Source organism: Dyella kyungheensis, assembly GCF_016905005.1.
Lineage (GTDB): Bacteria > Pseudomonadota > Gammaproteobacteria > Xanthomonadales > Rhodanobacteraceae > Dyella > Dyella kyungheensis.
This window is the reverse complement of sequence record NZ_JADIKC010000005.1, coordinates 55,659-70,551: the sequence shown is the minus strand read 5'-3', so window position 1 is coordinate 70,551 and position 14,893 is coordinate 55,659. Positions and strand designations below refer to the sequence as shown.

Annotated in this window: 13 protein-coding genes; 6 read left to right on the top strand and 7 right to left on the bottom strand. The window is 63.9% G+C overall.

Features of this window, described 5'->3' with window-relative positions:
* Nucleotides 1-18 precede the first annotated feature (18 nt).
* Together rpsA and cmk are read right to left on the bottom strand one after the other, a co-directional pair.
* Nucleotides 19-1,692: a 30S ribosomal protein S1 gene (rpsA, locus tag ISP20_RS11660; RefSeq protein WP_204636274.1), complete on the bottom strand. Its 1,674-nt coding sequence runs from the start codon at nucleotides 1,690-1,692 to the stop codon at nucleotides 19-21.
* A gap of 167 nt (nucleotides 1,693-1,859) precedes the next feature.
* The gene (gene cmk / locus ISP20_RS11655; RefSeq protein WP_204636273.1) at nucleotides 1,860-2,540 is read right to left on the bottom strand and encodes a (d)CMP kinase; all 681 of its coding nucleotides are present in this window, start codon (nucleotides 2,538-2,540) and stop codon (nucleotides 1,860-1,862) included.
* Between the two features lie 115 nt (nucleotides 2,541-2,655).
* Here cmk and ISP20_RS11650 point away from each other — a divergent pair, with 115 nt between their 5' ends.
* The 4 genes from ISP20_RS11650 (at nucleotide 2,656) to ykgO (ending at nucleotide 6,509) form a co-directional block, all read left to right on the top strand.
* Complete coding sequence (locus ISP20_RS11650; RefSeq protein ID WP_204636272.1) at nucleotides 2,656-2,913, top strand: acyl-CoA-binding protein; 258 nt, start codon at nucleotides 2,656-2,658, stop codon at nucleotides 2,911-2,913.
* Between the two features lie 88 nt (nucleotides 2,914-3,001).
* Complete coding sequence (locus ISP20_RS11645; RefSeq protein ID WP_204636271.1) at nucleotides 3,002-5,020, top strand: NADPH-dependent 2,4-dienoyl-CoA reductase; 2,019 nt, start codon at nucleotides 3,002-3,004, stop codon at nucleotides 5,018-5,020.
* A gap of 338 nt (nucleotides 5,021-5,358) precedes the next feature.
* Complete coding sequence (locus ISP20_RS11640) at nucleotides 5,359-6,255, top strand: LysR substrate-binding domain-containing protein (RefSeq protein ID WP_204636270.1); 897 nt, start codon at nucleotides 5,359-5,361, stop codon at nucleotides 6,253-6,255.
* Between the two features lie 128 nt (nucleotides 6,256-6,383).
* On the top strand, nucleotides 6,384-6,509 hold the full coding sequence (ykgO, locus tag ISP20_RS11635) for a type B 50S ribosomal protein L36 (protein ID WP_010342887.1): 126 nt from the start codon (nucleotides 6,384-6,386) through the stop codon (nucleotides 6,507-6,509).
* Between the two features lie 59 nt (nucleotides 6,510-6,568).
* Here the strand turns inward: ykgO and ISP20_RS11630 are convergent, their stop codons facing one another.
* Nucleotides 6,569-7,216, bottom strand: coding sequence for a TetR/AcrR family transcriptional regulator (locus ISP20_RS11630; protein ID WP_204636269.1), 648 nt, complete (start codon nucleotides 7,214-7,216; stop codon nucleotides 6,569-6,571).
* Nucleotides 7,217-7,277: 61 nt separating this feature from the next.
* Here ISP20_RS11630 and ISP20_RS11625 point away from each other — a divergent pair, with 61 nt between their 5' ends.
* A complete protein-coding gene (locus ISP20_RS11625) occupies nucleotides 7,278-8,045 on the top strand; it encodes a CPBP family intramembrane glutamic endopeptidase (RefSeq protein ID WP_204636268.1) in 768 nt (255 codons plus the stop codon).
* 57 nt (nucleotides 8,046-8,102) lie between these two features.
* Here ISP20_RS11625 and greA read toward each other — a convergent pair whose 3' ends face one another.
* The 3 genes from greA to carA are packed head-to-tail and all read right to left on the bottom strand — an operon-like array spanning nucleotide 8,103 to nucleotide 12,932.
* Nucleotides 8,103-8,579 carry a transcription elongation factor GreA gene (greA, locus tag ISP20_RS11620; RefSeq protein WP_204636267.1) on the bottom strand — a complete coding sequence of 159 codons (477 nt, stop codon included), beginning with the start codon at nucleotides 8,577-8,579 and terminating at the stop codon, nucleotides 8,103-8,105.
* Nucleotides 8,576-11,803, bottom strand: a complete 3,228-nt coding sequence (gene carB / locus ISP20_RS11615) for a carbamoyl-phosphate synthase large subunit (RefSeq protein ID WP_204636266.1) — start codon at nucleotides 11,801-11,803, stop codon at nucleotides 8,576-8,578. Before carB ends, greA begins: the two co-directional genes overlap by 4 nt.
* Nucleotides 11,796-12,932, bottom strand: a complete 1,137-nt coding sequence (gene carA, locus ISP20_RS11610) for a glutamine-hydrolyzing carbamoyl-phosphate synthase small subunit (RefSeq protein ID WP_204636265.1) — start codon at nucleotides 12,930-12,932, stop codon at nucleotides 11,796-11,798. The genes carB and carA overlap by 8 nt, the downstream gene beginning before the upstream one ends.
* Nucleotides 12,933-13,145: 213 nt before the next feature.
* On the opposite strand from carA, the gene ISP20_RS11605 reads away from it, so the two are divergent.
* Nucleotides 13,146-13,841 carry a 2OG-Fe(II) oxygenase gene (locus ISP20_RS11605; protein WP_204636264.1) on the top strand — a complete coding sequence of 232 codons (696 nt, stop codon included), beginning with the start codon at nucleotides 13,146-13,148 and terminating at the stop codon, nucleotides 13,839-13,841.
* Between the two features lie 39 nt (nucleotides 13,842-13,880).
* On the opposite strand, the gene ISP20_RS11600 is transcribed toward ISP20_RS11605, so the two are convergent.
* Nucleotides 13,881-14,888 (bottom strand): sodium:calcium antiporter, encoded by a 1,008-nt coding sequence (locus ISP20_RS11600; protein WP_204636263.1) that lies wholly within the window; start codon nucleotides 14,886-14,888, stop codon nucleotides 13,881-13,883.
* Between the last annotated feature and the right edge of the window lie 5 nt (nucleotides 14,889-14,893).

Here is a 14,893-nt window from a genome sequence, read left to right as displayed (position 1 = left end):
CCTGCTTTGCTTTTTTGCTTAGTCAGCCTTGTTGAGCTGCTCTTTGAGCAGCGCGCCAAGCTTGGTCGTGCCGCCGGAAGCGGACGAGTACTCAGCCATGGCATCGGCAACGTCTTCTTCGTCCTTGGCGCGGATCGACAGCTGCAGCTGACGGCCCTTGCGGTCCATGCCGGTGAACTTGGCTTCGACCTTGTCGCCCACCTTCAGATGCTGCGTGGCATCGTCGATGCGCTCCTTGGCGATGTCGTTGGCGCGCAGGTAACCCTCGACGCCCTCGCCCAGGTCGATCACGGCGCCCTTGGCATCCACTTCCTTGACGGTACCGTTGACGATGGTGCCGCGCGGATTGGTCGCCATGAACTGACCGAACGGATCCTGCTCCATCTGCTTGATGCCGAGGGAGATGCGCTCGCGCTCCGGATCAACGGCCAGCACCACGGCTTCGATCTCGTCGCCCTTCTTGAAGTTACGAACCAGATCTTCGCCCGAGGCCTGCCAGGAGATGTCGGACAGGTGAACCAGGCCGTCGATGCCGCCGTCCAGACCGATGAAGATGCCGAAGTCGGTGATCGACTTGATCTGACCGGACACCTTGTCGTTCTTCTTGTGCATCGCTGCGAAAGCTTCCCACGGGTTCGAGCGGGTCTGCTTGATACCCAGCGAGATGCGGCGACGCTCTTCATCCACGTCCAGGACCATGACCTCGGTCTCGTCACCGACCTGCACCACCTTGGCCGGGTTGACGTTCTTGTTGGTCCAATCCATTTCGGAAACGTGCACGAGGCCTTCCACGCCCGGCTCGATCTCGACGAAGCAACCGTAATCGGTGACGTTGGAGACCTTGCCGAACAGGCGGCTGCCGACCGGGTAGCGGCGAGCGATGGCGACCCACGGGTCGTCGCCCAGCTGCTTCAGGCCCAGCGACACGCGGTTGCGCTCGCGGTCGTACTTCAGCACGCGGACGTCCAGCTCGTCGCCGACGTTGACGACTTCGGACGGATGACGCACGCGCTTCCACGCCATGTCGGTGATGTGCAGCAGGCCGTCGATACCGCCCAGGTCCACGAACGCGCCGTAGTCGGTGAGGTTCTTGACCGTGCCCTTGACCACCGCACCTTCGGTGAGGCGCTCAAGCAGCTTCTCGCGCTCTTCGGAGAACTCGGTCTCGACGACGGCGCGGCGGCTGACCACAACGTTGTTGCGCTTGCGGTCGAGCTTGATGATCTTGAACTCGAGGTCCTTGCCTTCCAGGTAAACCGGATCGCGGACCGGACGCACGTCGACCAGCGAGCCCGGCAGGAATGCGCGGACGTCCTTGATGTCGACGGTGAAACCACCCTTGACCTTGCCGGAGATCTTGCCGGTGATGGTCTCTTCCTTGTCGAAGGCCTGCTCGAGGTCGTCCCAAACCATGGAACGCTTGGCCTTCTCACGGGAGAGCTTGGTCTCGCCGAAACCGTCTTCCAGGGCGTCGAGGGCAACCTTCACCTCGTCGCCTACCTGCACTTCCAGCTCTCCGCTCTCGTCCTTGAACTGCTCGATCGGGACGATGCCTTCGCTCTTCAGGCCAGCGTTGATCACGACGACGTCGTTGCGGATTTCCACAACGATACCCGTGACGATCGCGCCCGGCTTCAGCTTGGAGATAGCCTGTTGGCTCTGTTCAAACAGTTCGGCAAAACTTTCAGTCATGTTGATTCCAGAAATGAGAAAAGGCCTTCAGTCCTTACGCGCCGTCGGATGAAAAGCGCATGGACTATCGGCCCACCGGCTATGGGTGTCTTCGGGAAAAAGCTCCCTCGGCACCGTTGACCAAAACCCCTACCGCGGTAGAGGCACCAACGACCGTCGGCAGCCCATCAGGGCCGCACGACAGCCAATACTTTCGCGACGACAACGTCGATGCCCATGCCGGTGGTATCGATGAAAACCGCATCGGCGGCCGGCTTGAGCGGCGCGACGGTTCGTGAGGCATCACGTTCGTCGCGCGCTTCGATCTCGCGCTGAAGAGTGGCAAGTGTAACGCTCAGCCCCTTTTCCTTCAACTGCTTATAGCGTCTTTTCGCCCGCTCGGCGGCGCTGGCGGTAAGGAACACCTTGAACGGGGCCTCGGGGAAGATCACGGTACCCATGTCGCGCCCGTCGGCGACCAGGCCCGGGGCCTTGCGGAAAGCCAGCTGCATGTCCACAAGTGCCTGACGTACCGAAGGAATCGAGGCAATCGCCGAGGCCGCGCCACCGGCCGTTTCGGTGCGCAATTCGTCGGTGGCATCGTGCCCGTTGACCATCACCCGGGTGTCGCTGCCGTCGGTGGCGGCCACGAAGCGGATCTTGGTGGTCTGGGCGCAGCGGGTCACGGCCTCGGCGTCGGACAGATCCAGCCCCTCCATGCCCGCCGCATAGCCCACGGCCCGGTACAGGGCGCCGGAGTCCAGCAGCCGCCAGCCCAGTTTCTCAGCGACCATGCGACTGATGGTGCCCTTGCCTGACCCCGAGGGTCCGTCGATGGTGAGAACGGGGACGGACGAGGACGAGGTCATGGGCGCTCCTGACGGGGACGGAAGAAAACGCCTATGCTATCGCGTTGGTCCTCGCACGGAACGCGGGATGTCCACTCGCCATCTCTCTTCCGTCAGACCCATGCACCTTGAAACCATGACCGATCTGCGTCGCGAATTCGATCAGGCCGCCGAAGATATCCAGCAGCTTGGCCTGCGACCGGATAACGACACGCTGCTCAAGCTCTACGCCCTGTACAAGCAAGGCTCGGAAGGCGACGTCCACGGCGACGCGCCCGGCTTCTTCGATTTCGTCGGCACGGCCAAATACGAGGCCTGGGCCAAGCTGCGGGGCATTTCCGAGGAGCAGGCGATGCAGCGTTACATCGCGCTGGTGCAGGAACTGCTCGGCTGATTTGCCAGGCGCATTGCGCCGGCGCTTGCTTTCAAACGCATCAAGCAGGCACATTCATACGATCGTTTGAACCTTGTCGACGGTCCCTATGAACTTCCCGCGCCTGTTCTCCCCGCTCGACCTTGGGCACACCACCCTGCCCAATCGCATCCTGATGGGTTCGATGCACACCGGGCTGGAGGACAAGGCCAGCGACTACGATAAGCTCGCCGCGTATTTCGCCGAGCGCGCACGCGGCGGCGTCGGCCTGATGGTCACCGGCGGCATCGCGCCCAGCATCCAGGGATGGCTGAAACCGTTCGGCGGCCGGCTGACCATGCCGTGGCATGTGGCGCGACACCGGAAACTCACCCGCGCTGTCCACGCTGAGGGCGGCAAGCTGTGCATGCAGATCCTGCATGCGGGCCGCTACGGTTATCACCCGCTGTCGGTGGCGCCGTCGAAGATCAAATCGCCGATCACGCCGTTCACGCCGCGCGCGCTTTCCACCGGAGGCGTCGAGCGCACCATCCGCGACTTCGTACGCTGCGCCAAACTCGCCCAGGATGCCGGTTACGACGGCATCGAGGTGATGGGTTCGGAAGGCTATTTGATCAACCAGTTCCTGACCGCGCGCACCAACCAGCGCAACGATGCCTGGGGCGGCGATGCCGGCAAGCGCATGCGCTTTCCCGTGGAAATCGTGCGTCGAACGCGCGAAGCGGTGGGGCGCGATTTCATCATCATCTATCGCCTCTCCATGCTCGACCTGGTGGAGAACGGCCAGGACTGGAGCGAGATCGTCACGCTCGCCAAGGCCATCGAAGCGGCCGGCGCCAGCATCATTAACACTGGCATCGGCTGGCATGAGGCACGTGTTCCCACCATCGTCACCAGCGTGCCGCGCGCGGGCTTTGCCTGGGTGACGAAGAAACTCAAGGGCGAAGTGTCGATACCGCTGATCACCACCAACCGCATCAACATGCCGGAGGTGGCCGAACAGATCCTGCTGGCCGGCGAAGCGGACATGGTGTCGATGGCGCGCCCGTTGCTGGCCGATCCCGCATGGGCGGCCAAAGCAAAGATGGGACGCAGCGAACGCATCAATACCTGCATCGCCTGCAACCAGGCCTGCCTGGATCACGTCTTCAAGAATCAGCGTGCGAGTTGTTTGCTCAATCCGCGCGCCTGCCACGAAACCGAGTTGCGCATCGAGCCCGCCCCGGCGCGCAAGAAGATCGCCGTGGTCGGCGCGGGGCCGGCGGGCCTGGCTTGTGCCAGCACGCTGGCAGAACGCGGCCATGCGGTGACCCTGATCGATAAAGCGAGCGAAATCGGCGGCCAGTTCAACTACGCCAAGCGCATTCCGGGCAAGGAAGAATTCCACGAGACGCTGCGCTATTTCCGCCACCGCCTCGACGACACCGGGGTCACCGTCACGCTGGGGCAGACCGCCAGCGCATCGACGCTGGCCGCTGACGGACACGATGAGGTGGTGATCGCAACGGGCATCACGCCGCGACACGTGCACTTCCCCGGCAGCGACGATCCGCGCGTGCTGAGCTATCTGGACGTGCTGGCGCACAACAAGCCGGTAGGCCCGCGCGTGGCGATCATTGGTGCCGGCGGCATCGGCTTCGACGTGGCGGAGTTTCTGGTCGAACACGCACCGTCGGCCACGCTCGACGTGACCCGCTGGACGCGCGAATGGGGCGTGGACATGCATCTGGATACCCGCGGCGGCCTGGCTCCCGCGCAACCGGAAGCACCGGCGCGCCAGGTTTGGCTGCTGCAGCGCTCGGAGGGACGCCCCGGCGCGCGGCTCAACAAGACCACGGGCTGGGTCCATCGCGCCACGCTCAAGGCCAAGCGCGTCACCATGCTCGGCGGCGTGAGCTATGAACGCTTCGACGATCAGGGCCTGCACATCACCGTCGATGGTCAGGCGCAGGTACTACCGGTCGACAACGTGATCGTCTGCGCCGGTCAGGAGCCGAATCGTTCGCTGGCCGATGCGTTGATCGCCGCAGGCATCAAGACCCATGTCATCGGCGGCGCCGACGTGGCTGCCGAGCTCGATGCCAAGCGGGCGATCGATCAGGGCACCCGGCTGGCCGCCACTCTCTGATGAGCTCGTTTCGCCCTGTGCGCGACTGAGGCCGCCCCAGTCGCGCACAGGGTGCGCTCCCACAGAAGGCAGTTGAACGACCGCAGAAACGACAACGCCCGGCGCAAGGCCGGGCGTTGTGCTTGAAAAGAAAGCGCCCCGCTAGTCGACGCGTCGATATGGGTCTGGGGGGAGGAAGACCAGATATCGCGGGGATAGCGTCGCAGCGGGGCGAGGGTCGTCGCCACCTGGGGGGAGGGGACGGTGGCGGGACGGAAGAAATATTATGATCGACGGGTTATAGAAACAAATATATATTTAGGCGTCGACTTATTCGAAAACCATATTAAAGCCCTCTCATGTTCGACTTCAGACAGCTTCGTTACTTTGTAACGGTCGCCGAGGAGCTGAGCTTCACCCGCGCAGCCCAGCGGCTGTACATCTCGCAGCCCCCTCTTTCTCAGCAGATACAATCGCTTGAGAACGACCTTGGGGTGCGCCTGCTGGAGCGGAACAAGCGCAACGTCTCGCTGACCGAATCGGGCAAACTGTTCCTGGAACAGGCGCGGCAGATCCTGGCCAAGGCTGAAGAGGCCCGCGCGCAGATGGCCGACGCCGCCACCGGCTTCAGCGGCAAGCTGCGGCTGGCCTACACGGTGTCGGTGACCTTCCATCCCGCCCTGCCGCAGACCCTGCTGCGCTATCGCAGCTTTGCCCCGCAGGTGCGGCTGATCCTCAGCGAGATGTACACCGAGCAGCAGTACGCCGCGCTGCTGGCGGGCGAAGTGGACGTCGGCTTCGTGCGCGACGAACCCGAACACCCCGGCATGGCCCGACTGTTGCGCCTGGACGTGATCGACCGCGAGCCCTTGCTGCTCGCCCTGCCCGCCAATCACCCGCTGGCGGACCGGGAAAGCATCTGGCTACGCGAAGTGGCCATGGAAGCCTTCGTGGTTCAGCCTCGCGAACTGGCCGCCACGCTGTACGACCGCCTCACCCAGATCGCCGCCAAGGCCAACTTCCACCCGCTGATCAGCCAGCAGGCGCAGCAGATCAATGGCTTGCTGGTGCTGGTGGCCGCGGGCATGGGGCTGGCCCTGGTGCCTGCTTCGATGCGCTCGGTGAGCCTGCCCGGGGTGAAATACCTGCGCCTGGAGGACCCCGATGCCTATATGCTGCTGGCCCTCGCCAGCCGCATCGATGAGCCGTCGCCCGTGGTCAGGCGCTTCCTGAGCGCCATGACCGAGTCCGACTGAGCCCGCAGCGCCTGGCCGCGCCGCCATGGGCCGGCAATTGGCAGGCGATCCAAAGACTTGTGCGACTCCTGGAAACTGTTTACACTCGCCGTCTTGTATTTTTCTTTTAATAGTTTCAGGAGCTGGCCGTGAAGGTGCTTTCCTCATTGAAGTCCGCCAAGGCGCGGCACCGTGATTGCAAGGTTGTGCGTCGTCGCGGCAAGGTGTTCGTGATCTGCAAGAGCAACCCGCGTTTCAAGGCTCGTCAGCGCTAATCATTAGCTGCGATGAGACGAAAAAAGGCCGCGAAAGCGGCCTTTTTTATGGCCCGCGGTCAGGGCTGGCGCAGATAGGCCACGAAACTGCGCGCCTGCTCGGCCTGGAACTGCCGGTCGGACATGGGCAGCACGGTCTGCCATAGCGACACCGGTTCAAGCGCAAAGCTCTCGATCGCGCCCGCTGCCGAGAGCACCGCAAATTGCAACGCCCGGCGCGGGAAGCGATGACGGACCTCCTCGCGAAACGCCTGCAACACTTCGACCACCTGCTCGATGTTCTCGGCAATGTGCAGGCGTACTTCGTTGGCGAACTCGGAGGCTCCCTCCGATTCCAGGAAACGCATCAACGCCCGCATCAGGCGCGGATGACGGCGGTACTGTGCGAACAACAATTCCATCAGCTGCGCGGCGGAGCCCTCCAGGGTGTCGCGCAACAGCATGGTGCGCAGGTGCTCGCGATTCCCCGTGTTGCTGGAGCGAAGCATATGCAGGAAGGCTTCGCGCAGCAGCGCATCCTTGTCCGGAAAGCGGCGATAGATGCTCGCTGGCGCCACGCCGGCCAGCGCCGCGATTTTCGGCACCACCGCCCCTTCCAGCCCGTCCTGGTCCAGCGCTTTCACGGTCGCGGCAAGCAGACGGTCGACCGTATCGCGGCTCCGCTGCTGCTGGGGTTCGAGCACCCTGGATGTCTTCTTCGTGGCCATGCGCTGGACAATGCCCAGAATAAATGCGAATGTAAATTTACATTTACTTTAAGGCGCGATCATGATGCTGTCGACGACCGGGATTCCTCTGGCGCTGTGTGCCGCGTGGCTGGCGTGCGTGGCGCCCTGGCTGGACCTGCAAGACGCCCGGCGGCTTCGCCAGCGGAGCACTACCGGGGGGCGCCTTCACTTTTATCGCAAGGCGGCCTGCTGGCTTTGGCTGACGGCACTCGTCGTGGCGGCCATCACTCCCTGGGGCAGGCCATGGACCATCCACCCCACTTCATCGTCCAATCCCTGGTTCGTCGCCCTGCCCTCACTACGCATCGGCCTCGTCGTAGGGCTGGCGGCCTACTTCGCCCTGGCGCTATGGCCGGGCGTGCACACCCTGCTCGTGCCTGCTGCGCGCCCGCGATATCTGCGCGCCTTCAGCCGTTTGCAATTCGTGTTGCCGGTGTCTTCCCGCGAGCGCTGCTGGTGGGCGTTCGTTAGTGTGACTGCCGGCATCTGCGAAGAGTGGCTTTATCGCGGCTTCCTGATGGCGTATCTGGCGGGAAGCTGGGGCGGACCCAACTTGGGCGTTGCCGGAGCGCTCGTCGCCAGCTCGCTGGTATTTGGCCTGTGCCATATCTACCAGGGACGGCAAGGGGTGATTGCCACCACCATCGCGGGACTGGTCTTTGGCCTGCTCGCTCTGGTGACGGGCAACCTGGCCTTGCCGATGCTTCTGCACGTACTCGTCGATGTCCAGGTACTGGCGATCTACTGGCCCAGCCGGGACGCGCCCGAGCGTGCGCAGGCACTCATTGAAGGCCGCGCCGGAGAATGAGCGACGCAAAAAAAGGCCCTCTCTCCTTGCGAAGAGAGGGCCTTCGGTTCAAGCAACTTACTGGTAACGCACGCCGACGATCGCGTAGCTCTTCACGCCATTGGGTGCGGTGAATTCAAAGCTGTCGCCTTCACTCTTGCCGATCAGCGCGCGGGCAATCGGCGAGGACACGGCAATCAGGCGCTGCTTGATGTCGGCTTCCAGATCGCCAACGATCTGATAGGTCACCGCTTCGCCGCTGTCCTCGTCTTCCAGGTCAACGGTTGCGCCAAACACCACGCGCGAACCGGCCGCAAGACGAGTGACATCGATGACTTCCGCCGTGGACAGCAAGGCTTCCAACGCAGCGATGCGTCCTTCGATAAAGCTCTGCTGCTCGCGGGCGGCGTGATACTCGGCGTTTTCTTTCAGATCGCCATGTGCGCGCGCCTCGGCAATGGCCGCGATGATCTGCGGCCGATCGGTGCCTTTAAGCTTTTCCAGTTCATTGCGAAGGCGCTCGGAGCCTGCCTTGGTAATGGGCGCACGACTCATGCTTTCAGTTCCTTGTGCAGTTCCTGCAGGCTGTGCACCGAGCCGTCGCCGTGATAATCCAGCGAATGCACCAAGGCACGGGCGCCTGCCACCGTGGTCGAGTACGTGACGCGCTGCTGCAAGGCCTCGCGTCGGATCGAGAACGAGTCGGCAATCGCCGCCTTGCCCTCGGTGGTGTTGACGATATAGACGATCTCGCCGTTCTTGATCAAGTCGACGATGTGCGGACGGCCTTCGATCACCTTATTGATGCGCTCGCAGGTCACGCCATGCTCGGCCAGATACTTGGCCGTGCCTTCGGTGGCGACCAGGCTGAAGCCGCGTTCCAGCACTTCGCGGGCGACCGGCAGCAGGCGATCCTTGTCGGCATCGCGCACCGACACGAACACCTTGCCCTTCGGCGGCGTCTTGATCCCGGCCGCATCGTGGCCACGCGCAAACGCGGCGCCGAAGCTGCGGCCCACGCCCATCACCTCACCGGTGGAGCGCATTTCGGGACCGAGGATCGGGTCGACGTTCTGGAACTTCAGGAACGGGAAGATCGCTTCCTTCACCGAGTAGTAGCTCGGGATGATTTCGCGCGTGGTGCCCTGCGCGATCAACGAACGACCAGCCATGGCGCGCGCGGCGATCTTGGCCAGCGGCACGCCGGTGGCCTTGGAGACGAACGGCACCGTGCGCGAGGCGCGCGGATTCACTTCGAGGATGAACACCGTGTCGCCCTGGATGGCGAACTGGGTATTCATCAGGCCGATGACCTTCAGTTCCTTCGCCATCGCGGTGACCTGGCGGCGCATTTCGTCCTGCACTTCCTGCGTCAGCGAATACGGCGGCAGCGAGCAGGACGAGTCACCCGAATGGACACCCGCTTCCTCGATATGCTCCATGATGCCGCCGACCAGCACGTTGCCTTCGGCATCGGCGATGATGTCCACGTCCACTTCGACCGCATGGTCGAGGAAGCGGTCCAGCAGCACCGGCGAATCGTTCGACACCTGCACGGCGTCGCGGATGTAACGCGACAGATCGGCATCGCTATAGACGATTTCCATCGCGCGGCCGCCCAGCACGTAACTCGGACGCACCACCAGCGGATAGCCGATCTCGCGAGCCGAGGCCAAGGCCTCTTCCGGCGTGCGCGCGGTACGGTTCGGCGGCTGCTTCAGGCCGATCTTTTCGATCATCTGCTGGAAGCGCTCGCGGTCTTCGGCCAGGTCGATGCTGTCCGGCGAGGTCCCGATCACCGGCGCGCCCGCCGCTTCCAGCGCACGTGCGAGCTTCAGCGGGGTCTGGCCGCCGTACTGCACGATCACGCCCTTGGGCTTTTCGAGATCGATGATCTCCAGCACGTCTTCCAGCGTGAGCGGCTCGAAGTACAGGCGGTCGGAGGTGTCGTAATCGGTCGAGACGGTTTCCGGGTTGCAGTTGACCATGATGGTTTCAAAACCATCCTCGCGCAGGGCGAGTGCCGCGTGCACGCAGCAGTAGTCGAACTCGATACCCTGGCCGATGCGGTTCGGACCGCCGCCGAGCACGATGATCTTGTCGCGATCGGTCGGGTTGGCCTCGCACTCTTCCTCGTAGGTCGAGTACATGTAAGCCGTGGTGGTGGCGAACTCGGCGGCGCAGGAATCCACGCGCTTGTACACCGGGCGGACGCCCAGCGTGCGACGCAGGTGGCGCATGGCCGCTTCGTTGGTGTCCAGCAGTTCGGACAGGCGCGCATCGGAGAAGCCCATGCGCTTCAGCTCGCGCATACGCGCCGCGTCGAGCGCAGTGACGCCCTGCGCCTGCACTTCCTGCTCGGTCAGCACGATGTCTTCGAACGCCGCCAGGAACCAGGGATCGACGCGGCTCAAGCCATACACGTCTTCCAGCGACAGGCCGGCGCGGAACGCATCGGCCAGATGGAACACGCGATCCGGACGCGGCTCGCGCAGCTCGCGCTTGAGTGCGTTGACGCCCTCTTCGGTGGTCAGGTCCAGGCCGGTCGGGTTGAGACCGGTCTTGCCGATCTCCAGGCCACGCAGCGCCTTCTGCAGCGATTCGTGGAAGGTGCGGCCCATCGCCATCACTTCGCCGACGGACTTCATCTGCGTGGTAAGGCGTGCATCGGCCGAGGGGAACTTCTCGAACGCGAAGCGCGGAATCTTGGTGACGACGTAGTCGATGCTCGGCTCGAACGAGGCCGGGGTCAGGCCACCGGTGATGTCGTTCTTGAGTTCATCCAGCGTGTAACCCACCGCCAGCTTCGCCGCGATCTTGGCGATCGGGAAACCGGTGGCCTTGGACGCCAGCGCCGACGAACGCGACACGCGCGGGTTCATCTCGATCACCACCACGCGGCCGTTCTCGGCATTGATGCCGAACTGCACATTGGAGCCGCCGGTGTCCACGCCGATCTTGCGCAGCACCGCGATGGAGGCATCGCGCAGGCGCTGGTATTCCTTGTCGGTGAGCGTCTGCGCCGGCGCGACGGTAATCGAGTCGCCGGTATGCACGCCCATCGGATCGAGGTTTTCGATCGAGCACACGATGATGCAGTTGTCCGCCTTGTCGCGGACCACTTCCATCTCGAATTCCTTCCAGCCGAGCACGGATTCCTCGACCAGCACTTCGCCCACCGGCGACAGATCGAGACCGCGCTTGACGATCTCTTCGAATTCTTCGCGGTTATAGGCGATGCCGCCACCGGAACCGCCGAGCGTGAAACTCGGACGGATGATGGTGGGATAGCCCACCTTCGCCTGCGTCAGCAGCGCCTGCTCGAAGGTGCGAACCACTTCGGCCTTCGGGCACTCCAGGCCGATCTCGGCCATGGCGACGCGGAACAGCTCGCGGTCTTCGGCCATGCGGATGGCTTCGCGCGAGGCGCCGATCAATTCGACGTTGTACTTCTCGAGCACGCCGTTGTCGGCCAGGTCGAGCGCGCAGTTCAGGCCGGTCTGGCCGCCCATCGTCGGCAGCACCGCATCGGGGCGCTCCTTGGCGATGATGCGCTCCACCGTCTGCCAGTTGATCGGCTCGATGTAGACGGCATCGGCCGTCTCCGGGTCGGTCATGATGGTGGCGGGATTGGAGTTCACCAGGATGACGCGGTAACCCTCTTCCTTCAGCGCCTTGCAGGCCTGGGCACCGGAGTAGTCGAACTCGCAGGCCTGGCCGATGACGATCGGACCCGCGCCGATGATGAGGATGCTCTTGATATCGGTGCGCTTAGCCATGCGTGCGGGCCTCCTGCATCAGGGCGGCAAAACGGTCGAAGAGGTACCCGATGTCGTGCGGTCCGGGGCTCGCTTCCGGATGGCCCTGGAAGCAGAACGCCGGACGGTCGGTGAGCGCGAAGCCCTGCAGCGAACCATCGAACAACGAGGTGTGGGTGACGCGCACGTTCGCCGGCAGCGTGGCCGGGTCGACTGCGAAGCCGTGGTTCTGCGAGGTGATCAGCACGCGGCCGTCGTCCATGTCCTTCACCGGATGGTTCGCGCCGTGGTGGCCGAACTTCATCTTCAGCGTCTTGGCGCCCACCGCCAGGCCCATGATCTGGTGGCCGAGGCAGATGCCAAACAGCGGGATCTTCGCGTCGAGGAACTGTTTGGTGGCTTCCACGGCGTAGTCGCAGGCGGCCGGATCGCCGGGGCCGTTGGACAGGAACACGCCGTCGGGCTTCATCGCCAGCACGTCGGCGGCCGGCGTCTGCGCGGGCACCACGGTGATGTCGCAGCCCTGCTCGGCCAGCAGGCGCAGGATGTTGTACTTCACGCCATAGTCGTAAGCCACGACCTTGAAGCGTTTGGACGGCTGATTGAACGCCGTGCCATCCAGGTCGTAGATGCCTTCGTTCCACGAGTACGACTCGCCGACGGTGACTTCCTTGGCCAGGTCCATGCCGTTGAGGCCCGGGAACGCACGCGCCTTCGCCAGCGCGGCGTCGGCGTCGATCTGTTCGCCGGCGACGATGCAGCCGTTCAAGGCGCCCTTGTCGCGCAGGATGCGGGTGAGGCGGCGCGTATCGATGCCGGCGATGGCCACGATGCCGTGGCGCTTCAGGTAATCGGGCAGGCTTTCGGTGCTGCGCCAGTTGCTGGCACGACGCGGCACGTCGCGCACGATCAGGCCGGCGGCGTGGACCGAAGCGGACTCTTCGTCCTCGACGTTGACGCCGGTGTTGCCGATGTGGGGATAGGTCAGGGTGACGAGCTGTTTGGCGTACGAGGGATCGGTGAGGATCTCCTGGTAGCCGGTCATGGCGGTGTTGAAGACCACCTCGCCGACGGTTTCGCCAGTCGCGCCAGCGGCGTAGCCGCGGAACACGCTGCCGTCTTCGAGGGCAAGCAGAGCAGGAATAGGCATGGGAGGACCGCCTTTTAGGTGCAGCAAGGTCCGCAAGCCGCAGCAAGGCAGGCTTGTGGACCTTAGTCGAGGAATGTTGCAGGGCGGGTCGCAATGATAGGTGCAAGCCCCCTTGGTGTCCACTTAAAACAGCTGAACGCGGCCTCGGCGAAGCCCCTTCCGCGCCCTGTCCGGGCGCTACACTAGCGCGGTCTCATCCATGCCCGGACGCCCATGAACTCAGTCGCGTTGCTCGACCCTGCCCGTCTCGACCGACCGGACACCGACATCAGGACGGAGCCGTTCCCGTTCCTGATCGCGCACGGTCAGCTGCCGGACGAGGCGCGAGGCGAGCTGGAGCGGGATTTTCCGCGCTACGCGAGTGCCGGCTTCTTCCCCTATGACGCCAGCGACTGCGGCCCCTCGATCAATGCCCTGGTCGAACGCCTGAGCTCGGCCGAATTCGCCCGCGCCATCGGCGAGCGCCTGGGGATCGAGGACCTGGGCCAGTACCCCACCCTGATCACGCTGTGCCGGTCGCTCAACAAGCGCCACGGGACCATCCATACCGACAGCAAATCGAAGGTGGCCACGGCCCTGCTGTATCTCAACAATCTGTGGCCGGATTCCAGCGACGGCTGCCTGCGTTTCCTGGGCAGCATCGACAATATCGACAGCATGATCGCACCAGAGCTCAAGCCGCTGTACGGCGAGTTCGCAGTGTTCAAACGCTGCGAGAATTCCTTCCACGGCCACCTGCCCTACGAGGGCGAGCGACGGGTGATCCAGGTCGCCTGGCTGACCAGCGAAGAAGAAAAGCTGCGCAAGACCAAACGCGGCAAATTCGCCCGCGTGTTCAAGAAGATCTTCGGCTCGCTCGATCGCAAGCTGGGCGCCGACCGCGACCGCAACGCGGCCCATCGCGACTGATCGTTGACCGGAGCGCCCTGCACGGGCGCCCCGGCGGACTTACAGCTGGGTGCCGTAATGCCAGGCGATATACGCCGCAAACACGCCGTACAACGCACCTACCGGCAGCATCCAGCGTGCATCCACGCGCCCGCGACGGAACAGCCACCACAGATAGATCACCGCGATGCCGGTCAGTACGCCCGCGACCATCAGCGGCGCGTCGAACAGCCACGGCGTGGCGAATAGCGCGAGCGAGCTGGGAATGGTCGCCTGGATCATCATGGCGCCGGAAATATTGGCCAGGGCCAATCGCTCTTTGCCCTGGCGCACCCAGATCAACGCATTCATCGTCTCCGGCAGCTCGGTGGCGACGGGGCTGAGTACCAACGCCACCAGATGCGGCGAGAGGTTCCAGGCGATGCCGATGGCCTCGATCTGCTTGACGAAGACATGCGAGGCAAACGCGATCACCACCAGCGCCAGCGTGGTTTGCGCAGCCACCCACCACAGCGACGGATCGGCCGATCTGGGCTGGAATTTCAGCGGTTCGAGCTCTTCTTCCTCGGGCGCGGTATCGGAGGACTTCAACTCGCGCCAGACGTACAAACCGTAGGCCGCGAGGAACAGCACGCCCAGCCACGGCTTGAAGGCGAACGCGATCAGGCCCAGCGCGCACTTCACCACGAAGATCGCCAGGAACCACGACTGGTCGCGTGCGAGGCGCTGATAGCCCACGCGCACCAGCGTATCGGCGCGCTGCAATCGCCGGCGATTCATCCACAACGCCACGCCCACCACGGCATAGGCAATCGTCGCCAGCACGAGAGGACCGCCGAGAGCGGCGCCCACGCCGATGTCCTTCTGCTCGGGCGTCTTGCCGAGGATCACGGCGACGAACGTCACGGCGCTCTCGGGCAAGGCCGTACCGAACGCAGCGAGGATGGTGCCAGTCGCGGTGGCGCCCAGGTTGAGCTTCTGGCCGACCCATTCCACGCCATTGACGAAGTATTCGCAGGCGAGATAGATCGCCCCGGCCGAGAGCAGAAACCACAGTGCGATGAGCATGCTTG